Here is a 20,648-nt window from a genome sequence, read left to right as displayed (position 1 = left end):
TAACGATCGTTCATCCTAAACTGGTACCAACACTTACGACGACGGATGGAGGCCGCGTGGGCAGCTTGGTTGAAGAGCTGGTAGGGGCCCTCGGTGCCCCGCAGGTGAACACCGACGAAACAGCGCTGGCCAGGTATGCCGTGGACCAGGCCCCTGTCCTGGACTTCCAGTTGCCCGAAGCCGTGGTCTTCGCCCGTTCTGTGGCAGACGTCCAGGCGGTGGTCCGGCTCTGCAGTGCCCAGGGAGTTTCCGTCGTGGCCCGGGGGGCCGGGACCGGTGTTTCCGGGGGCGCCCACGCGAGCCGGAACAGCGTTGTCCTGTCGCTGGAAAGGATGAACCGCATCCTTGACCTGAACCCCGACGACGAGACCGCCGTCGTCGAACCCGGGGTGGTGAACGCGGCACTCAATGAGGCCGCCGCGGAGTACGGGCTGATGTACGCGCCCGATCCCGCCAGTTTCCGCACGTCGACCATCGGCGGCAATGTAGCCACCAATGCCGGCGGACTGCGCTGCGCCAAGTACGGCGTCACCAGGGACTCGGTGCTGGCGCTGGACGTGGTGCTGGCCGATGGCTCCCTGATCCACACCGGACACCAGACCTTCAAGGGTGTGGCAGGCTACGATCTCACGGGCCTCTTTGTTGGCTCGGAGGGCACGCTGGGGATCGTGGTGGGAGCGACCGTGCGGCTCAAATACCTGCCCCGCGACATACACACTGTTGCCGCCTTCTACCCGGACTTCAGGCAGGCCGCCGCCGGGGTGCTGGCCGTAGGCCGGGCGCGTGTGCAGCCGGCCATCATGGAACTCCTCGACGGCGGCACGCTCGCCCAGCTGGACGAAATCCACGGCTCCGACCTAAGTTCGCGCGGCCGTTCGCTGCTCCTGATCCAGACCGACGGGTTCGGCGCTGCGGCGGAGGCCGCCGTCGTCCGGTCCGTCCTCGCAGCCTGCGGCGCAACGGTGAGCACCGAATCAACGGCGGAAGCCGAGCAGCTCGTGGAGCTGCGCCGGAACAGCCGGGGCGTGGAGGTGGATGACCAGTACCGGGTGGGGGAGGACGTCGCCGTACCGCGCTCGCGCCTGGTGGACTACGTCGCCGTACTCGAAGACCTGGCGGCGCAACACCACGTGAACCTGAAGGTGGTGGCGCACGCCGGAGACGGCAACCTGCACCCGACGTTCTGGATTGACCGGGCGGGCGACGCAGTGGATGCAGACGCCATGGACCGCCTGAACCTCGCCCTGGACGCCTCCGTCACTGCCGCCCTGGAGATGGGCGGCACCATCACCGGGGAGCACGGCGTCGGGCAGTACAAGCTCCGCTGGCTCGGCCTGGAGCAGCCGGAGCCGGTCCGGGAAATCCAGCGCAGGATCAAGGAGCTGTTCGACCCTGCAGGCATCCTGAACCCTGGCAAGGCCATCTAAGGCCCGGCGGGCCCGACTGAGTAGCAGCAGGCGTCGTTATGAGCGCTCATAGCGACACCTGCTGCTACCTAGTTGGGCAGCGCGCATATTAACACAGCTGTGCTGACACCCCCGCCGGACCCCTCCTAGTCGTCGACGTCCGGGTACTCGTCGATGGATTCGTCCGCACCGTAACGGGACTCCTCAGTCTCTGCTTCGAGAATCTTGAGCATTCCCGTATCCGGGTTGAGCATGATGGCGGCCTCGTCCCGGCGGTGGCGCAGGACGGAATCGATGTAGGACTGCACAGCCTCGGCGAGCGGGATGTGGCGGGCCTGTTCCTCGGACATGTACCAGCGGTGCTCCAGGACCTCGTGGACTGCCTCGGCCGGCTCAAGTTTGCGGGACAGGTCGCGGGGGATGGAGCGCACAATCGGCTCGAACACCTGGCTCACCCACAGGTGCGCGCTGTATTCCTCGTCCATGCCGGGGTTGTTGTCCGCCCGGAAGGTGTCCATGTCATTGAGCAGGCGCCGTGCCTGGTTTTCCTGGGCATCCAGCCCGGTCAGACGCAGCAGCCGGCGCATGTGGTGGCCCGCGTCTACCACCTTGGGCTGGAGCTGGATAGTGGACCCGTTCTGGGTGGTCTTAATGGCGTATTCCTCGACGTCGAACCCGAGTTCGTTGAGCCGCCGGATGCGGGCGGCCACGCGCCACCGTTCGCCGAGTTCGAAGGATTCCTTCTCCGTCAGCTCCGCCCAGAGCCGGCGGTAGCTTTCCATGATGAGTTCGCTGGTGGCCACGGGGTCCACCTTTTCCTCGATCAGGCCGCCGTCCAGGAGGTCCATCAGCTCGCCGGCGATGTTCACCCGGGCGATCTCGAGGTCGTATTCGCGCTGGCCGGTGGAAAGATCGGGGTACAGCTCCCCGGTTTCGGCGTCGACCAGGTAGGCAGCGAACGCGCCGGCATCACGGCGGAACAGCGTGTTGGACAGGGAAACGTCGCCCCAGTAGAAGCCGATGAGGTGGAGCCGGACCATCAGCAGGGCCTGGGCATCGATCAGGCGGGTCAGGGTGTCCTTGCGGAGCATCTGGGAGAACAAGGCCCGGTAGGGCATCGAAAACTTCAGGTGCCGCGTTACCAGCACCGGGTTCAGCGGACGTCCGTCCAGCGTGGTGCGTCCGGTGATGACCGCTACCGGGTCAACGCAGGGCACGTCGAGGCGGGCCAGCTTGCGGAGCATGTGATATTCGTGCCGGGCTACATGCTCAGAGGTTTCCTTGATGGCGATGACTGAGCCGCCCAGGTGTGCGAAACGCACGATGTGCCGGGAGATGCCGCGGGGCAGCGCGGCCAGGTTTTCCGCCGGCCAGTCTTCCAACGCGATATGCCAGGGCAGGTCGAGGAGTTCCGGATCCGCGGAGGCAGCAGTGATGCTGAGTGAACTGGAGATGGCAATGTTCTTGTCGTCCTTGGCGCTCGCGGCCTCGAACCGGGGCAGTTTGCCGACCTGCGCGTAGTCCGTTGGCTCGTCGTGCCACTGGGCATTGTATTCATCGCTCATGGGTCAATTCTTCCGTACTTCTGGGGGCCAGGGGCAAAGTGCGCAAACGAACGACGGCGGCCCTCCCGTTGTGGGGGAGGGCCGCCGTCGTTCAGTGGATCTCGAGAACCTCGATCACCGGGTGCTCAGGGCGCCGGGGTGGTCAGTCGCCGAGGCGCAGCCCGGTCTTGGTGTCGAACAGGTGAACGTGGCCCGACTGCGGACGGACGTAGATGGACTCGCCCTTCATCGGGGGGCGGCGGCCGTCGACGCGTGCCACGATGTCGTGGTCCTTGCCGTCCAGCGTGGTGTGGCCGTAGACGTACGCATCGGCACCGAGCTCTTCAACAACGTCAACTTCAACCTTGAGGCCTTCACCCTGCGGTGCGGTCTCGAGGTCCTCGGGGCGGCTGCCCAGGGTGACGGTGCTGCCGTGTGCTTCTTCGAGGACGTTGCGCGGCACGGGGTAAACCGTTCCGCCGAACTGGACGCCGCCGTCGACGACGGGAAGCTCCAGCAGGTTCATGGCGGGGGAGCCGATGAAGCCGGCAACGAAGACGTTCTTGGGCTTGTCGTAGAGGTTGCGCGGGGTATCAACCTGCATCAGCAGGCCGTCCTTGAGGACAGCAACGCGGTCACCCATGGTCATGGCCTCAACCTGGTCGTGCGTGACGTAAACGGTGGTGACGCCGAGGCGGCGGGTCAGGGACGCGATCTGCGTACGCGTCTGGACACGGAGCTTGGCGTCCAGGTTGGAGAGGGGCTCGTCCATGAGGAATACCTGCGGGTTACGCACGATGGCGCGGCCCATGGCCACACGCTGGCGCTGACCGCCGGAGAGTGCCTTCGGCTTGCGGTCCAGGTACGGCTCGAGGTCAAGAAGCTTGGCGGCCTCACGGACACGCTCGGCGCGCTCTTCCTTGGAAACGCCGGCGATCTTCAACGCGAAGCCCATGTTGTCCGCAACCGTCATGTGCGGGTAGAGCGCGTAGTTCTGGAAAACCATCGCGATGTCGCGGTCCTTCGGCGGAACGTCGGTGACATCGCGGTCGCCAATCAGGATCCGGCCGGCGTTGACATCCTCAAGACCTGCGAGCATGCGCAGGGAGGTGGATTTACCGCAACCGGAGGGTCCAACGAGGACCAGGAACTCGCCATCGGCGATTTCAATGTTGAGCTTGTCAACAGCGGGCTTCTCTGTGCCCGGGTACAGACGCGTAGCGTTATCAAAAGTAACTGTAGCCACAGTTATCAATCCCTTCACCGGCAGGTACGTGCCGGACGATCCGTAGTGAATGGTTCATGTAATTCAGTTATCCACGGCTTGGCAGCCGTGAACTCCCCGGCCGAGGCCGAGGAGTATCGCGTGACGCCGCACGGTTCTGTGCGCCACATCACAGACAAGAGTATGTCAGAACTGTTGGTTATTGTTGCAAATGTTACGGAGGTCACATGTGAGGTTGGGCATGTCGGCTCACTGCGGGGTGCCGGGCTCTTCCTCAGCCACCACTAGGCTGCGCTCCTGCAGCAGCGCCTCCAGCAGCTCGGCCACGTGGGCCGGTGCCTCCACACGGAATTCCGCCCGGGTGAAGTCCAAACCCACTTTGACGCCGACATCGCCGGGTTCCAGCCGCGCCAGGGCGTCTTCGTCCGTGACGTCGTCACCGGCGAAAAGGACAGCCGTTGCCCCGGTAATCTGGCGCAGGAACGTCAGCCCCTCGCCCTTGGAGGCGTTGACCACAGACGTTTCGAGGACCCGCTTGCCGTCTTTCAGGAAAACGCCTTTGCGGTCCTGGAGCACTGAACGGGCTGCGGCGACGGCGTCCTCGGCCACATCGTCCTCCGCCAGGCGCGTGTGCAGGACAACTCCCGCGGGCTTGTCCTCCAGGAGCGTGCCCGGTGCGCGCTCAACGATCTCTTCCAGGACTCCACGCACTTGGGCAAGCAGCAGGCGCTGGCCCTCATCCAGGGTCAGCTCCGCCGACCCGGGGCCCAGCCAGGCTTCGGCTCCGTGGCTGCCGATCAGCAGCGTGTCCCCGGGCGGCGACGCCACAGCCCGAAGACTGGCGAGCGCACGGCCTGAGAGGAGTGCCGTCGTCGTCCGCGGAAGGGCTCCCAGCCCCGCGAACGCGGCGGCTGAGCGCGGAAGGGGGCGGGCGTCGTCGGCACGGTCCACAATCGGGGAGATGGTGCCGTCGAAGTCGAGCGCCACCAGCAGGTGTTCCGTCTGGGCAATACGGCGCATGGCCTCCCGGAGCTCCGGGGAAAGGGTCAGCGGGCCTTTGGCGCTGCGGGCGTCAGGAGTCATCGCGGACAACCTTCTCGTTCAGGGCCGCCAGGAAATCAGCGGACCAGTGATCGACGTCGTGCTCCAGGATCTGCTTGCGCATGGCACGCATCCGGCGGGCGGCGTCCTTCGGGGACATGTTGACGGCGTGCATGATGGTGTCTTTAAGGCCGTCAATATCGTGCGGATTCATGAGCAGGGCCTGCTTCAGCTGGTCCGCGGCGCCCGCGAACTCGCTGAGCACCAGGGCGCCGTCGTTGTCCTTGCGGGCGGTGACGTATTCCTTGGCCACGAGGTTCATGCCGTCCCGCAGTGCCGTGACCAGCATGACGTCCGCGGCCAGGTACAGCGCCACCATTTCCTCCACGGGATAGCTGTGGTGGAGGTAGCGGACGGCCGTGTTCTGGATGGTGTCATACGTGCCGTTGATGTGGCCGACGGTCCCCTCGATCTCCTCGCGCAGCAGCCGGTACTGCTCCACGCGTTCCCGGCTTGGGCTGGCCACCTGGATGAGGGTGGCGTCCGTGACGGCGAGCTTTCCCTCGTTCAGGAGTTCCTCGAAGGCCTTGAGCCGGTGGCGGATGCCCTTGGTGTAGTCCAGCCGGTCGACGCCCAGCAGGATGGTTTTGGGGTTGCCGAGGTCCTGGCGGATCTGGCGGGCACGCTCGATGATTTCCGGCTTGTGGGCCAGTTCGCTGATTTGCGCCACGTCAATGGAGATGGGGAAGGCCTGGGCCCTGGCGATGTGCGTGATTTCGCCGTCGTGGCCCTTAACGTGCACCTGTTGCTGCTTGACGCTAGCGCCGAGGAACCGCCGGGCGGAGCGCATGAAGTTGCCGGCATCGCTGGGACGCTGGAAACCCACCAGGTCAGCGCCCATCAGGCCGTCGATGATGGCCTTCCGCCACGGCAGCTGGGCAAAGATTTCCGGCGGGGGGAACGGGATGTGGTTGAAGAACCCGATCCTGAGGTCCGGCCGGGCCTCCCGCAGGAGCCGCGGAACCAGCTGCAACTGGTAGTCCTGGACCCACACCGTGGCGCCCTGGTCGGCGTGGCGTATGACGGCGTCGGCGAACCTTTGATTGACCTTGCGGTAGGCGTCCCACCAGGTCCGGTGGAATTCGGGCGGGGCAATGACGTCGTGGTAGAGCGGCCACAAAGTGGCGTTGGAGAAGCCCTCGTAGTAGAGCTCGACGTCGTCGGTGCTCAGCTGGACCGGGACAAGATCCATGCCGCCATGGCTGAAGGGCTTGACCGTTTCATCCGGGGCGCCGTGCCAGCCTACCCAGGCGCCGTCGGTCTTGGTCATCATCGGTGCGAGGGCAGTCACCAGCCCGCCGGGGGAGCGGCGCCAGCCGGAGCCGTCGTCCCCGCTCTCACCTGGCGCGCAGCGGTCAACAGGCAGCCTGTTGGACACCACCATGAAGTCATACTTTGCAGGCGACCTGTGGCCGTGCGGGGCCGGGTGGCCTTCGGGTACGGCTGTTGGTTTTTCCTGGACGGGTGTTTGCATTGCGGCCCCCTGGGGTTGCTTGTGCCTTTAAGCCACCTTAATAGGATGGAATGCAAGGAGCCATTCGTCCGGTGTTGCGGCCGGGATACTTGAAACAGCAAGCTCTCAGGTTTCTACCCTAAAATGGGTGGAAGTCGCCACAGAGTGGTCCCCCTATGTCGATCGACCCTAGGAACACATGAGCCCCGCAAATGAAATACGTAAGTCCAAGGCTGAGCGAACCTCGGAGGCGCGCGAGAAGGCCCGCCTGATCCGCGAAGCCCAGCTGAAGAAGGACAAGCGCAACAAGCTGCTGATCGGCTGGGGCATTGTTGTCGCCGTTGTAGCCATCATTGCGATCGTGGCCCTTGTGGTGACCACCACCATGCGGAACAACGCGCCGGTTGCCGATCAGGGTCCGACGCCTGCCAACGGCAACGTCCACGGCGGTATCACGCTGCTCGCCAACACCGAGGTTGCCAAACTCGAACCGGCAACCGTTGATGCCGCTTCCGTGGGAGAGCCGCCTGAAACCGCCCCGGCGGAGGTTGTTGCCCCCGGCGCCGAGGCTGAAGCGGGCAAGCCCGTCAAGGTGGTCCTGTACATCGACTTCATCTGCCCCGTCTGCAAGAACTTCGAGGCACAGTACAACGAGCAGCTGACCAGCTTGCGCAACGAGGGCAAGATCAGCGTTGAATACCGGGCCCTCGGGTTCCTGGACAACCGGTCCTCGACCAACTACTCCTCGCGTGCAGCCAACGCCGCCGCCTGTGTTGTGAACGAGTCCCCGGAAAAGTACGCGGAATTTGTTGACTCGCTGTTCGCCAACCAGCCCGCCGAAGGCGGGGCCGGCATCTCCGACAACGACTTGAAGAAGATGGCCACGGACATCGGAGCCAAGCCGATTGACACGTGCATCGATGACAAGACGTACCGCCCGTTCGTGAAGTTCACTACCAAGCAGGCCGCCGCTATCGGCGTTACCGGCACGCCTACCGTGTTCGTTGACGGCCAGCAGTGGGGCAAGGGTGCCAGCGCGCAGACCCCGTTCCCTGAGTTCCTGCAGGCAGCAATCGCCGCCAAGGGCTAATCTCTTCCAGCCTCTGCTGAATTTGCAGCGATGGCCCGGTCCCGGATGTACTCCGGGGCCGGGCCATTTTCAGCTTTTCCGGTGCCGGGTTTTTACGAGCGGCGGAGTTGGGCTAACCTTATCTAGCGCCGTTCAGGCGCACACCCTGTGTAAGGGTGCGCCTCCTTAGCTCAGTTGGCCAGAGCACCGCTCTTGTAAAGCGGGGGTCGTCAGTTCGAATCTGACAGGAGGCTCCACGAACCCCTTCATTCCGGCGATCTTGTCCGGGACGGAGGGGTTTTTCTGTGTCAGCGTTGACACGCTCCGGCGGCAGGCCTAGATTGCTTTTTACTGCGGGGCGCGGCTCTTTGCCGCTGGTATCGGTCTTGTCGCCGTAAAGGCACCCAACTTCACTGCCCGTGGCAGTTTCGGCGAGAACCCTGGCTGGCTATGGCCGCCCTCAGGAGCACCACGATGACTACTTTGATGCGATATTTCCGCGCGCCGTGGACAGGCGCGTTTTCACTGTTCAGGAGTGTTCCCCTCAGCAGGTCCAAAGAGCGAAGTCTATTGCTTGTGGCCGTACTTGCGGCCAGCCTCACCGGCATCGGCGTGGCCGCACAGGCTGCGCCCGACCCCGGCGGGGCCGGCGACAGCGCCGGCGCACCCGGAAGCGGTGACGCGTACTTTCCCTACGCCGGCAACGGAGGCTACGACGTCCTCCACTACGACCTCGACCTGCGCTACGCGCCGCCGTCGGATCCTGCCGTACTCCAAGGGAATCTCAGCGGCGTGGCCACCATCACGCTGCGTGCCACGGAGGACCTCGAAACGCTGAACTTCGACTTGCGCGGCCTGGACGTGACGGCAGTCAGCGTCGATGGCAAGGGTGCAAAACACGGGAAATCGCACGACGGCGGCACCTCCGAATGGTCGCAGGTGCAGGATGGTGTTAATCGCGTCTGGGAACTGACCATCGGCCTGCGGCCGGAACTGGAGGCCGGGCAGGTGGCCAGGATCGTCGTCGAGTACGGCGGTGTCACCGGCCGACCCACTGACACCACCGGCGCGCTCTACGGATGGGTCACCACCGCTGACGGCGCTCTGGTTGTCAACGAGCCCGACGGGGCATCAACCTGGTACCCGGTCAACGACGATCCCGAGGATAAAGCGACCTACACGTTCAACATCACGGTGCCGGAGGGCAAAACTGCAGTGGCCAACGGCCTGCCTGCGGACCGGCCGGCAACGAAGGACGGGTGGACCACGTGGGCCTGGGACGCCACTGACCCAATGGCCAGTTATCTCTCAACGGCAAGCGTGGGGGACTTTGTGCTGCAGTACGCCACCGGCCCCCGGCGGTTGCCCGTCATCAACGCCATCGATAAAGACGTCGCCGGTGACGCGCTGGCCCGGACGACTGATTCCCTTGCCCTGCAGCCGCAGATGATCAGGTTCCTGGAGACGCTTTTTGGGCGCTACCCGTTCGAGGCATTCGGGGCGATTGTCGACGACGATTCGGTCGACTACGCCCTGGAGACCCAGACGCGGCCGCTCTACTCCGGTGTTGCGGGCGAAGAGACCGTAGTGCACGAGCTGGGGCATCAGTGGTTTGGCAACGCCGTGAGCCCGGCGGACTGGCAGCACATCTGGCTCAACGAGGGCTGGGCGACCTATATCGAGTGGCTTTGGGCCGAGCACAGGGGATTGGCAACGGTGGCGCAGCAATTCACTGCCACCGTCACATCCCTCGACACCAACAACCGCTGGGGGATGGACATCGCAGACCCTGGCCGGGACAACCTGTTTTCGCCTGCGGTTTATCAGCGTGGCGCGGCTGCCCTGCACGCGCTGCGTGTCAGGATCGGCGACGATGCGTTCTTCGGGGGCGCGCGATTGTGGGTGGACCGCTACGACGACTCGTCGGCCACCACAGAGGACTTCCAAGCGGTGATGGAAGAAGCCTCCGGCGAACCGCTGGACACTTTCTTTAATGAATGGCTGAGGGAACCAGCCCGGCCGGCAGTGATCCCGTAACGCTGATCCAGGTACCAAGTTCATTCAACGTCTGAGCTGAGATGCGGTGTCCTCCGGGGTCGCGGCGGGCATGGGTGCTGGCGGCAGATTCCGTCGTCAGGTACCCCCACGTCCGGGCGAGCAGCTCTTCCGGAATGACCCTGTCCTGGTCCCCATGGGCGACAAAGACGTCAAGGCCGTTCAAACGGGCAGGTGTGACCGGCACCTCGGCGTCGAATGGCAACGTGCCGTAAAGAATCGCCGCTCCCGAGAAGCGGTGGGGATCGTTGAGTATCAGGCCGCCGGCGAAAGCGGCGCCTCCGCTGAAGCCGACCAGGATGACAGGCCGGCCAGCGGGGGCGAACCCGTCGAGCCAGCTCCTGAACCAGGCCATCTGCTCTGCCAGGGACTCCGGCGTGGGCCGTCCGATGCCCCGATTGGCAAACCACGCATATCCGCCACCCTCCGCGATGGGGGCTCGAACGGCAGCGTAGGCGAAGCCCTGCGGGAGGTGGTCCGCGAGGCCCAGGATCTCGCGTTCATTGGAACCGCGTCCGTGCAGCAGCACCACCAGCGGTGCAGCCGGGTCGGCAGAACCGGCGGTTGCCACAACGTGGGGAATGCCGTCGACGTGCATTTCTGCGGCGTCGGGCTTTTCGGCGAGGCTCATGCGTGCTCCTGGTGGCGTGTGTGGGTTTAGTTGAAGCTACAACTAGTACACCGCGTCCAGGCAGCGCTGTCAATTGGCCGGCGGAGATCCTGCTGATCCCTCACTCTGAATCGATCAGGTCCAGCAGCTTCTTGGCGGCGTCCCGGATATCATCGTGGCCGTGCTGGGCTGCCCGGCTCTCCAGCGAGATCACGGCGCAGCGGTGGATCTTCCTGAAGTCGCCGAACGGAAAACTGACGCTGCCCTTGGTGCCTTCGGATTGGTCGGCATCCCGGCCCAGGTGCCATTCGGCGAATGCCGCGAAGCCGTGCTTGTCGATATACGCATTCTCGTCGTCGGCTGACGGGGCATGTTCACTCCAGTCATCGCGGACATCGCGTTCAACTTTTCCGCTCTTGATGAGCTTGCGCGCGTGGGTGAGTGCTTTGTTGTTGAGTTTGGCGGCCATGATGCCTCCTGAGGTCACAACACGGAATGCTGGCTATTTCAGCCTAACCCCGCGGCGGCCCCCGGAAATCGGTCGGGTTGCCGACGCTATTGCTTAACTACCGGCACTATGACCTAAACTGCTTCACTGAGGCGCCTGAAATGGTGCCGCGCAGCAACGAAAGTGAACCCCGTTATGGCTACCGATTACGACGCTCCACGCAAGACGGATGATGAGTCGTCCGCCGAGTCACTGGAGGCTTTGCAGGCATCCCGCGGCGGCAATGCCCAGACCGCCGTCATCGACGTCGAGGAGAACGATACCGCTGAGGGCATCGACCTTCCCGGTGCCGATCTCTCCGGCGAAGAGCTGACCGTTGTTGTTGTCCCCGAGCAGTCCGATGAGTTCACCTGCTCGTCCTGCTTCCTGGTCCGCCACCGGTCCCAGATTGCGCGCGAAAAGAACGGCATGAAGTACTGCATCGAGTGCGAAGGCTAAGACGTTCTCGCAGGCGCCAGGCCAGCGTCGTTATCATGCATAACGGCGGGGTGCAGAAATGGTGTTAATAGCGTTTCTTTTGGCCCCCGCGATGCCGCCGGATTACTCCCGCGTGACCGGCCAAAGCCCCGTTTAACGGTTCCGCGCCGAAGCGGCAACAACCCTGTATAAGGGCCGCTGAGGCTCCTACGCTTGAGCTACCTAATCACTCGAAGGGTGGCCCACAATGAAAAAGGTTTACACGTGGCTGACGGTCATTCTGATGGCTGTTGGATTGGGTTTCCTGGCTCCGGGGCCTGCCTCGGCAACCACATCCTATTGCGGACTCGTCTGGGGGTCGCTGGCTAAATCAGATGCGGCGATGAGCTCCGCATCCGTCACCAACATCAGGACAGGGCAGCACTACTGCTTCGACCGGATGGTGGTTGATCTCAACGGCGCTGTTAAGGGCTACACGGTCCGGTATGTGCCGGCCGTGGTCCAGGACGGTTCAGGCAACAAAATCCCGGTGCGGGGTGCTGCCTTCCTCCAGGTGACAGTGAACGCGCCGGCGTACAACGGCAATTACAAGCCCACGTACACCCCGCCGGTTCCGGACACCGAGCTGTCCAATGTCTCGGGATACCAGACCTTCCGGCAGGTAGCTTATGCAGGCAGCTACGAAGGCTACACCAGCCTCGGCCTGGGCGTCCGTGCCCGGCTCCCGTTCCGGGTATTCGCCCTGGACGGCCCTGGCTCCGGATCGCGCCTGGTGGTGGATGTGGCGCACTTCTGGTGACCGCCCCGTCCGGCAGATGCTCCAGCGTTGAGATAAGTCGAGAAACGCAAAGGAAAGGTGCCCTGCCCGGGAAGACTCCGGACAGGGCACCGCTCTGTGCGCGGGGCGTTGGCGGCACCAGCCGTTGTGCCGCGGGTGGCCGCAGCGGCCGAGATGACTCCCGACGGCGGGGCTACTCCCGGCGTTTGCCCTGCCGCAGCGCCGCGCGCAGTTCCTTCCAGGCTCCGGTGGACCACAGCGCCCACACGACCAGGACGGGCTGGAAGAACAGCCGCACAAAGCGTGCACGGTCTGTATCCAGGCCGAAGCCGTCCGTACGGGTCACGTACTGCGAAATGTTGCCGGGAAAGATGAGTACGAAGAATGCCGCCGCCATCAATCCGACCGGGACGCGGCGCTTGCGCAGTGCGATCAGGGCGGCGCCGAGGCTGATTTCAGCCACGCCTGACGCCAGCACCACAAAGTCTTTATCCATCGGGAACCAGGGCGGGACCTGAGCCTGGAATTCCTGCCGCGCAACGGTGAGGTGGCTGACTCCGGCGAAAGCCAGTGCACCGCCCAGTGCCACCGCTCCGATCAGCCGGGGCGCCGAGACCTTCCCTGCTGGGCGGGTCAGGAGCCGGGTCAATGCTGTTCGGGTGAGCGTCATGACTGAAAAGTAGCATGTTTCCATGCCTGCTCTACCCGCCGGTAACTTGCGCTGCGTGTTCGCGGACGAGGCGCCAAGCCACTCTGCTTTGAGCCGCGCCGGACAGCTTAGTAAGCTTACTGAGAAATCGTTGCCGCCGGCAGGGCTCAGCCCCTGCCGGACTGATAGCGTCGGCATTACTGGACCAATCGAGGAGGATTCATGAAAGCTTCACCGACCCTGACCAACAACCTGCAGGCCGTTCTGGCAGACCTGATCGAGCTGCACATCCAAGGCAAGCAGGCCCACTGGAATATTGTGGGCACCAACTTCCGGGACCTGCACCTGCAGCTGGATGAAATTGTCGACGCCGCCCGGCAGTTCGCTGATGACACCGCCGAGCGGATGCGCGCCCTCCATGCCCTGCCGGACGGCCGCAGCGCCACCGTGGCCAAGTCCACGTCGCTGGCCCAGTTCCCCGAGGGCCTCATCAACACCAAGGATGCCATCGAGCGGATCGTCGCCGCCCTTGAGGCAACGGTAGGTACCATGCGCAAGGTCCATGACGAGGTGGATGAAGAGGATCCCACTACAGCGGACCTGCTGCACGAATTCATCGCCAAGCTGGAGCAGTACGCGTGGATGGTCAACGCCGAGACCATGAAGGCGTCCGCCAGCGTCACCGCGCCCGACACGAAGTAGCAGTCTGGCCCCGGGGAGGCCCCGGTTCCGGAATCACATCCGGAACCGGGGCCTCCTTTATGCGCAACCCGGCGGGGCCGGACCGCTGTGCCTAGTCCGCCGTCGGAATTCTGCGGAGCACGACGGCGGTGAGGGCCGCAGCTCCAGCCATCAGTACCAGCGCAATTGCGGCAGTGATGTGGACCCCCGAATCAAACGCCAGGCGGGCCGCCCCGCGCAGCGCGTCGCCCAGCGGAGCGGGCAGGCTGACTGCCAGTTCCATGGCACCCGCGAGGGTTTCGCCGGCCTGGTGGACGGCGCCGCCTGGCGAGGACTCCGCCAGCCCGGCGGGAAACCGGAGATTGTGCTGGTAGGACGCGGTGAGGATCGAGCCCAGGACGGCCGTCCCCAGCAGGGAACCCACCTCGTATCCGGTTTCCGAGATGGCGGCAGCTGCACCTGACTTTTCGGCAGGGACGGAGCCCAGGATGAGGTCGTTGGAGATTGTCTCCGCCGCACCGACTCCGAGGGCAAGAATCAGCAACGCAGCCAGCAGGAGAACGGGGCCGGAGGCGTGATCGCCGAAGAGGACGATGCCGTAGCCGGTGGCGCTAAGGGCCAGGCCTCCGGCCACCACGAAGCCTGGCCGCACCTTCCGCACCAGCGGCACCACCGCGAGGCCGGCCACCACGGTTGCCACCAGGGCCGGGATCATGGCGACGCCGGCGGCTGACGGCGTCATCCCGTCCAGGAGCTGCAGGTGCTGGGCGAGGAACAGGATAAAGCCGTTGAAGGAGAACAGCGCCAGCACGTTGGCCGTGATGGCGGTACTGAAAACCGGGTTGCCGAACAGCGACATGTCCAGCAGGGGGCTGGCAAGCCGTTGCTGACGGCGGACAAAGACGAATCCCATGGCGAGGCCGAATGCGATCAGAGCCGCAGGTGTGGCCCCGAAGCCTTCTGTTGCCAGATCCTTGATGCCGTACACCACCGGAACCATCACCAGCAGGGACAGGGCGATGCTCGGCACATCCAGCCGTCCGGGGCGGGGGTCGCTCGATTCCGGGATGAAGGCGGGGCCGAAAGCCACCAGCGGCAGCATGATGGGCACGGCGACCAGCAGGATGGCACCCCACCAAAACTCCTCCACCAGCCACCCGCCAAAAATGGGCCCGAGGGCGGCGCCGCCGGAGAAGCCCGCCGCCCAGATGGCTACGGCCAGCCTGCGCCGGTTTGGATCAGGAAAGATGTTGCGGATCAGGGACAGGGTGGACGGCATCAGCATGGCACCAAAGAACCCCAGCGCGGCCCGTCCTGCGATGAGCCATTCCGCGCTGGGGGCAAAGGCTGTGACTGCTGACACGGCCGCAAAGCCAACGCTGCCGATCAGCAGGAGGCGGCGGCGCCCGATCCGGTCGCCCAGGCTGCCCATGGCAACCAGTAGGCCGGCGAGCACCAGCGGATAGGCGTCCACGATCCACAGCAACTGGACGCCGGTTGTCTGCAAGCTGCCCGCAATCGCCGGCAGCGCGAAGGTCAGCGCCGTGTTGTCCACGGCGACCAAGAGCACGGGGAACATCAGCAGGGCCAGGGCGAGCCAGTCCCGCCACGGCGACCTGGCCGGTCCCGACGGTAGGGCGGTGGTCAATGTGCTGCGCGTGTTCTGGCGGGAGGATGCGGGCAACGTCATTCCTAAACTATACCGTCCAGACGGTACAGTTAAGAAACGAAGCCGTGACCGTGCATGATGGGAACCATGCCCAGAAAACCCGTAGCCCGCGGCGCCGTCCTTGACGCTTTTGAAGAACTCCTGATTAGCGTGGGGGAGCGGGCTGCCACCCTGGATGCCGTGGCGAAGCGGGCTGGCGTGTCCAAAGGCGGCCTGCTCTACCACTTCCCCAACAAAGAGGCGCTGATCACGGCCATGCTGGAGCGCCTGGACCTGCTGGCAGGCGAAGACATCGCCCTCATGGCGGCGGCTCCGGAAGGGGCGGCCACCTACTTCATCCGGACTTCGCTCTGGTCCGGTTCGCCGATGGACCGTTCGTTCCTCGCCGCCAGCAGGCTGGCGGAAGTGGCCCATGTGGAGGCCCGGCGCCGGTTTGCCGCCATCCAGCAGCAATGGCTGGACCTCATCGCCACCGATGTTGGCACCGCGATGGCAAAGGCCGTGCTGTATATGGGGGACGGGTTGTATCTGAACGCCATGTGGGAAGGCGGGCAGGCATCGGGTGCCGACGGACTGAAGGGCGACGTGGAAGTGCTTTTGTCCGCAGTGGAGCGGTTGCGCGGCTGATTCTGCTCAGTCTTTCGGCCAGGCCTGTGTGCGGCCCGGGGGTCTCCGGGCGCTCTTAGCCTCCGGCGCGAAATGATGGTGCAGAACCCGGCGGCCCATTTGCCCGATGACCAGGGGCGGAGGAGAATTGGACGTCGTGGCGTACCCTTGCCGCCTCATCTATTTATGGAGTTCCCTGTGAGTGTTACGCCCGCCTCCGCCACCTTTGTTGACAGGCACATTGGCGCCCGCCGCCAGGCCGATATCGACACGATGCTCAAGGCCGTTGGCCACGACACCGTTGATGGCCTGGTGGATACCGCTGTCCCCAAGGGCATCCGGGAGGACATGGCACTTCGCCTCCAGGACGCCCTGAGTGAGGTTGAGGTCCTGGCTGAGCTGCGGAAGCTCGCGGGCAAGAATAAGACGGCTGTGCAGATGATCGGCCAGGGCTATTACGACACGGTCACCCCTGCGGTGATCCGCCGGAACATTCTTGAAGCGCCGGCCTGGTACACCGCGTACACGCCGTACCAGCCCGAGATTTCCCAGGGCCGGCTTGAGGCGCTGCTGAACTTCCAGACCATGGTCCAGGACCTGGTGGGCCTGCCCATCGCCAATGCCTCCCTGCTGGATGAAGCCACCGCCGTGGCTGAGGCCGTCCTGATGATGCGTCGGGCCAACAAAAACAAGGCTGCCGTGGACGGCAAGACCGTCCTGGATGCCGATGTCATGCCGCAGACCATCGCGATCGTGAAGGGCCGCGCCGAAGCCCTCGGCTTCGAGGTGGAGGTCGCTGACCTGTCCAAGGGCCTGCCCGAGGGTGTCATCAACGGCATCGTGCTGCAGCAGCCCGGCGTGTCCGGCCGCGTGTTCAACCACGCCGAGGTCATCGCCGCTGCCAAGGAACGCGGCGCTCTGGTCACGGTCGCGGCGGACCTGCTGGCGCTGACCCTGATCATCCCTCCCGGTGAGCAGGGCGCGGACATCGCGGTCGGTTCCACCCAGCGTTTCGGTGTCCCGCTGTTCTTCGGCGGCCCGCACGCGGCCTACATGGCGGTGGCGAAGGGCCTGGAGCGGTCCATGCCCGGCCGCCTGGTGGGTGTGTCCAAGGACGACGCCGGTGTTCCGGCGTACCGTCTGGCGCTGCAGACCCGTGAGCAGCACATCCGCCGGGAGAAGGCGACCTCGAACATCTGCACCGCGCAGGCCCTGCTGGCCATCGTGTCCTCGTTCTACGCCGTCTACCACGGCCCGGACGGGCTGAAGGCCATCGCCGAACGCGTCCACAACCACGCGAAGACGCTGGCAGCTTCATTGACGGCGGGCGGGCTGGACGTGCCGCACACCAGCTACTTCGATACCCTCACTGTTTCAGTTCCTAGGAAGGCCGCAGCTGTGGTTGCCGCTGCCGAAGCCAAGGGCATCAACCTCCGCGGCATCGACGCCGATACCGTTGGCATCTCCGTCGATGAAACCACGACGCCGGAAACCGTCGCGGCCGTCGCTGAGGCGTTTGGTGCCCGGGTTGCCGGCACCGGCTCCTCCCTTCAGGCGGGGTACTCCTTTGATGGCTCCGTGCTCCGCACCTCCGAGTTCATGCAGCACCCGGTGTTCAACACGCACCGGTCCGAGACGCAGTTGCTGCGTTACATCCGGAAGCTCTCGGACCGGGACCTGGCGCTGGACCGGACCATGATTCCGCTGGGTTCGTGCACGATGAAGCTGAACGCGACCGCCGAGATGGAAGCGATTTCCTGGCCGGAGTTCGCCTCGATCCACCCGTTCGCCCCCGAGTCCCAGACCGTGGGCTGGCGCGAACTCATCAAGGGCCTCGAAGACGACCTGGCCGAGATCACCGGCTACGACCAGGTCTCGTTGCAGCCGAACGCCGGCTCCCAGGGCGAACTCGCCGGGTTGTTGGCGATCCGCGGGTACCACCGCGCCAACGGCGACGCGCAGCGCAACGTCTGCCTGATCCCGGCCTCCGCGCACGGCACGAACGCCGCGTCCGCGGTCCTGGCCGGCATGAAGGTCGTTGTTGTCGCCACCGCGGCGGACGGCACGATTGACCACACGGACCTGTACGCGAAGATCGAGGCGCACAAGGACGCCCTCTCCGCGATCATGATCACCTACCCCTCCACCCACGGCGTGTACGACGCCGACGTGACCGAAATCTGCGACGCCGTGCACGCTGCGGGCGGGCAGGTCTATGTGGACGGGGCGAACCTAAACGCCCTGGTCGGCCTGGCGCAGCCGGGCAAGTTCGGCGGGGACGTCTCGCACCTGAACCTGCACAAGACCTTCTGCATCCCGCACGGCGGCGGCGGACCCGGCGTCGGCCCGGTCGCGGCCAAAGCACACCTGGCCCCGTTCATGCCCGGGGACGCGAACAAGGCAGCCCACCAGGAGGGCCACGGCGTGGCGATCAGCGCGTCGAACTTCGGTTCCGCCGGTGTCCTGCCGATCTCCTGGGCGTATGTGAAGCTCATGGGTGCTGAGGGCCTGAAGGAAGCGACGAAGTCGGCGCTGCTCGCGGCGAACTATGTTGCGGCCCGCCTGAACGAGTACTTCCCGGTCCTCTACACCGGTGAGGGCGGGCTGGTGGCGCACGAGTGCATCCTGGACCTGCGCGAACTGACCGCCAAGACGGGCGTGACGGCCGAGGATGTGGCCAAGCGCCTGATCGATTACGGTTTCCACGCCCCCACCCTGGCGTTCCCGGTCGCGGGCACCCTGATGGTGGAGCCCACCGAGTCCGAGGACCTGGCCGAGATCGACCGGTTCATCGACGCGATGATCACCATCCGCAAGGAAATCGACCAGGTCGCTGCCGGTGACTTCACCGTGGAGAACTCGCCCCTGCGCAACGCACCGCACACCGCGGCCGCCGTCGTAAACACGGACTGGACCCGCGAGTACTCCCGTGAGCAGGCCGTCTTCCCCGTCCACCACCTCAAGCAGGACAAGTACTTCCCCCCGGTGGGCCGGATCGACGGCGCCGGCGGAGACCGTAACCTCATCTGCTCCTGCCCGCCGCTCTCCGAGTTCGAAAACTAAGGACCCCGGCTAGTTGTTCAGCGCCGCCCAGAGGTTGAGGGATGAGGCGAACACAATCCACGTGATGTAGGGCAGCAGCAGCAGTCCGGCCAGCCGGCTGATGGGACCGAAACGAACCACCGTAAAGGTCACCGCCACAATCAGCGCGAGGATAACGGCAAACGCCAGCCAGAGGGCCGCTGTGCCCATGACCGGGTAGAGGCCGAAGAAGGTGGGCGTCCACAGCAGGTTGAGGAACAACTGGATGCCGTAGGTAACCAGGGCCGGGCGGGACGCGGGCACACCGCGGCGCCAGACCAGCCACGCTGCCACGGCCATGGCCGTGTAGAGGAATGTCCACACGGGACCGAACAGCCAGTTGGGCGGTGACCACGGAGCTTTGTCGGCGTCGACATACCAGCCGTCCACGTTGGCCATCGTGGAGAATGCACCCAGCCAGGCGACCAGGTACGAGGCCGCCAGGAAGAGCACAAGGGCAATTGCCTGGACGCCCGGCCCGCGTTTGGGGCCGGCGCCTCCTGGCGCGTGGGAGGACTCTTCCGGCAGTAGCTTCATGGGTCAACCCTTGCGAAGCGTGGCGGCCGAGTCAAGGCGGGCGCACAGCCCTGCTGAACTGGCAGGAGCGGTTCAGGCTTTAGACTTGTGGCTACATGTCCGCACGCCGCCACGAGCACAGAACCACGAACGAAACCCTGAGATTGGACACTGCCCCCTTGCGAGAATTCACCGCCCGCTTTGCCACAGCGGAGGAAATTGAGAACTGGGACAAGCACGTCACGGCCAACCCCAACGGCGGCAACATGCTGCAGTCAGCGGCCTACGCGTCCGTCAAGAACGGCAGCGGCTGGAATGTCCGCTTCCTGGTCCTGGAGTCGGGCGGAACATCCAGTTATAACCTCGTCCTGGAGAAGAAGTTCCCTGTTCTGGGCCGCCTCTGGTACCTCATCAAGGGACCGGACCTGGACTCCGCCGCGGATCTTAAGCCGGCCCTCGAAGCCTGCGCCGCGTTCGCCCGGAGCCGCAAGCTCAACGTCTTTAGCATCAAGATTGAACCGGACATCATCTCCTCGCCTGACGCCCAGGCGGAGCTCGTGGCGGCCGGCCTGGTGAAGGCACCCAACATCCAGTCCAACGACTCCACCGCGCTGCTGGACATCAGCGCGCCGGAAAACGAGGTGCTGCGTGCCATCTCGTCCCGCGCCCGGAACGCCATCCGCCGCGCCGAACGTGAAGGCTGCGAAGTTGTTGAACGCGAACAGAGCCCGGAAACGTACAGGGCGCTCTATGACCTGATGGCGGACACAGTGAATGCCAAGGGGTCCATGCCCCTGCGCAGCTACGAGTACTACGCCCGGTTCTGGGACGAGTTCTGCAACCGCGGCCAGGGCCGGTTCTTCTTCGTGTATGAGGACGGCAAACCCAGCGTTGGTGCCTTCGTGATCAATTACGGCGCCAAGGCAACATACAAGGACGGCGGCTCCACGCAGAACCGCAAACAGTACGGCGATTCCCACCTGGTCCAGTGGGCCGCGATCCGCCGCATGCAGGAGCTGGGCTGCACCGAGTACGACTTCTGCGGAACCCCGCCGGCCGCGCAGATCAAGGACAAAGCCCACAACCTCTACGGCATGGGCATGTTCAAGACGAGCTTCACGAAGACTGTCACAGACTTCGTGGGCTGCCACGATTACGTCCTGGCCCCGCTCAGGTACGCCCTGTGGACCAAGGGTGCCGAACGGGTCTTCCGCCGGGTCGAAACCGCCCGGACCGGCCAGCAGTTCTACTGACAGCCCCTCAGCGAACACCCACCGAAC

The 20,648-nt window shown here is 64.8% G+C and carries 18 protein-coding genes and 1 tRNA gene; 10 read left to right on the top strand and 9 right to left on the bottom strand.

Annotated features, from left to right (window positions below):
* Positions 1-56: 56 nt before the first annotated feature.
* Entirely contained in the window at positions 57-1,427 is a 1,371-nt protein-coding gene (locus tag GUV69_RS10765; RefSeq protein WP_164202206.1) for an FAD-binding oxidoreductase, read from the top strand.
* A gap of 125 nt (positions 1,428-1,552) precedes the next feature.
* On the opposite strand, the gene GUV69_RS10760 is transcribed toward GUV69_RS10765, so the two are convergent.
* From GUV69_RS10760 to GUV69_RS10745, 4 genes are all read right to left on the bottom strand, one after another.
* On the bottom strand, positions 1,553-2,971 hold the full coding sequence (locus GUV69_RS10760; RefSeq protein ID WP_164202204.1) for a DUF4032 domain-containing protein: 1,419 nt from the start codon (positions 2,969-2,971) through the stop codon (positions 1,553-1,555).
* Between the two features lie 142 nt (positions 2,972-3,113).
* Positions 3,114-4,196: an ABC transporter ATP-binding protein gene (locus tag GUV69_RS10755; RefSeq protein ID WP_164202202.1), complete on the bottom strand. Its 1,083-nt coding sequence runs from the start codon at positions 4,194-4,196 to the stop codon at positions 3,114-3,116.
* A 228-nt stretch (positions 4,197-4,424) separates the two neighbouring features.
* Positions 4,425-5,258 carry a trehalose-phosphatase gene (gene otsB, locus GUV69_RS10750; RefSeq protein WP_164202200.1) on the bottom strand — a complete coding sequence of 278 codons (834 nt, stop codon included), beginning with the start codon at positions 5,256-5,258 and terminating at the stop codon, positions 4,425-4,427.
* Positions 5,248-6,750 carry an alpha,alpha-trehalose-phosphate synthase (UDP-forming) gene (locus GUV69_RS10745; protein WP_164202198.1) on the bottom strand — a complete coding sequence of 501 codons (1,503 nt, stop codon included), beginning with the start codon at positions 6,748-6,750 and terminating at the stop codon, positions 5,248-5,250. The genes otsB and GUV69_RS10745 overlap by 11 nt, the downstream gene beginning before the upstream one ends.
* Positions 6,751-6,928: 178 nt before the next feature.
* Here GUV69_RS10745 and GUV69_RS10740 point away from each other — a divergent pair, with 178 nt between their 5' ends.
* The 3 genes from GUV69_RS10740 to GUV69_RS10730 all read left to right on the top strand — a co-directional run bounded on the left by GUV69_RS10740 (position 6,929) and on the right by GUV69_RS10730 (position 9,835).
* Positions 6,929-7,819, top strand: a complete 891-nt coding sequence (locus GUV69_RS10740) for a DsbA family protein (protein ID WP_164202196.1) — start codon at positions 6,929-6,931, stop codon at positions 7,817-7,819.
* Positions 7,820-7,978: 159 nt separating this feature from the next.
* Positions 7,979-8,055 (top strand) — tRNA-Thr (locus GUV69_RS10735).
* A gap of 319 nt (positions 8,056-8,374) precedes the next feature.
* Positions 8,375-9,835 (top strand): M1 family metallopeptidase, encoded by a 1,461-nt coding sequence (locus GUV69_RS10730; protein WP_244292696.1) that lies wholly within the window; start codon positions 8,375-8,377, stop codon positions 9,833-9,835.
* Here the strand turns inward: GUV69_RS10730 and GUV69_RS10725 are convergent.
* Both GUV69_RS10725 and GUV69_RS10720 read right to left on the bottom strand, forming a co-directional pair.
* On the bottom strand, positions 9,789-10,484 hold the full coding sequence (locus GUV69_RS10725) for an alpha/beta hydrolase (RefSeq protein ID WP_164202194.1): 696 nt from the start codon (positions 10,482-10,484) through the stop codon (positions 9,789-9,791). The genes GUV69_RS10730 and GUV69_RS10725 overlap by 47 nt on opposite strands.
* A 100-nt stretch (positions 10,485-10,584) precedes the next feature.
* Positions 10,585-10,932, bottom strand: a complete 348-nt coding sequence (locus GUV69_RS10720) for a hypothetical protein (protein WP_164202192.1) — start codon at positions 10,930-10,932, stop codon at positions 10,585-10,587.
* Positions 10,933-11,106: 174 nt separating this feature from the next.
* Here GUV69_RS10720 and GUV69_RS10715 point away from each other — a divergent pair, with 174 nt between their 5' ends.
* Together GUV69_RS10715 and GUV69_RS10710 are read left to right on the top strand one after the other, a co-directional pair.
* Positions 11,107-11,409 carry a DUF4193 domain-containing protein gene (locus GUV69_RS10715; protein WP_164202190.1) on the top strand — a complete coding sequence of 101 codons (303 nt, stop codon included), beginning with the start codon at positions 11,107-11,109 and terminating at the stop codon, positions 11,407-11,409.
* A gap of 226 nt (positions 11,410-11,635) precedes the next feature.
* Positions 11,636-12,187, top strand: a complete 552-nt coding sequence (locus tag GUV69_RS10710; RefSeq protein WP_164202188.1) for an AMIN-like domain-containing (lipo)protein — start codon at positions 11,636-11,638, stop codon at positions 12,185-12,187.
* A 172-nt stretch (positions 12,188-12,359) separates the two neighbouring features.
* Here GUV69_RS10710 and GUV69_RS10705 read toward each other — a convergent pair whose 3' ends face one another.
* On the bottom strand, positions 12,360-12,836 hold the full coding sequence (locus tag GUV69_RS10705; protein WP_208786629.1) for a DoxX family protein: 477 nt from the start codon (positions 12,834-12,836) through the stop codon (positions 12,360-12,362).
* Between the two features lie 201 nt (positions 12,837-13,037).
* On the opposite strand from GUV69_RS10705, the gene GUV69_RS10700 reads away from it, so the two are divergent.
* Positions 13,038-13,517, top strand: a complete 480-nt coding sequence (locus GUV69_RS10700) for a Dps family protein (RefSeq protein WP_164202185.1) — start codon at positions 13,038-13,040, stop codon at positions 13,515-13,517.
* Between the two features lie 91 nt (positions 13,518-13,608).
* On the opposite strand, the gene GUV69_RS10695 is transcribed toward GUV69_RS10700, so the two are convergent.
* Positions 13,609-15,186, bottom strand: coding sequence for an MFS transporter (locus tag GUV69_RS10695; protein WP_164202183.1), 1,578 nt, complete (start codon positions 15,184-15,186; stop codon positions 13,609-13,611).
* Between the two features lie 66 nt (positions 15,187-15,252).
* Here GUV69_RS10695 and GUV69_RS10690 point away from each other — a divergent pair, with 66 nt between their 5' ends.
* Entirely contained in the window at positions 15,253-15,792 is a 540-nt protein-coding gene (locus tag GUV69_RS10690; RefSeq protein ID WP_164202181.1) for a TetR/AcrR family transcriptional regulator, read from the top strand.
* Between the two features lie 177 nt (positions 15,793-15,969).
* The gene (gene gcvP / locus GUV69_RS10685; protein ID WP_164202179.1) at positions 15,970-18,834 is read left to right on the top strand and encodes an aminomethyl-transferring glycine dehydrogenase; all 2,865 of its coding nucleotides are present in this window, start codon (positions 15,970-15,972) and stop codon (positions 18,832-18,834) included.
* 9 nt (positions 18,835-18,843) lie between these two features.
* Here the strand turns inward: gcvP and GUV69_RS10680 are convergent, their stop codons facing one another.
* Entirely contained in the window at positions 18,844-19,389 is a 546-nt protein-coding gene (locus tag GUV69_RS10680; protein ID WP_164202177.1) for a TspO/MBR family protein, read from the bottom strand.
* A 158-nt stretch (positions 19,390-19,547) separates the two neighbouring features.
* Between GUV69_RS10680 and GUV69_RS10675 the strand changes: the two genes are divergently transcribed.
* A complete protein-coding gene (locus GUV69_RS10675) occupies positions 19,548-20,621 on the top strand; it encodes a lipid II:glycine glycyltransferase FemX (RefSeq protein ID WP_244292695.1) in 1,074 nt (357 codons plus the stop codon).
* Positions 20,622-20,648 lie beyond the last annotated feature (27 nt).

Source organism: [Micrococcus luteus] ATCC 49442 (assembly GCF_010367585.1).
GTDB lineage: Bacteria > Actinomycetota > Actinomycetes > Actinomycetales > Micrococcaceae > Arthrobacter > Arthrobacter luteus_A.
Note: the sequence above shows the minus strand (reverse complement) of the source record. Positions and strands in the feature narration are given on the sequence as shown.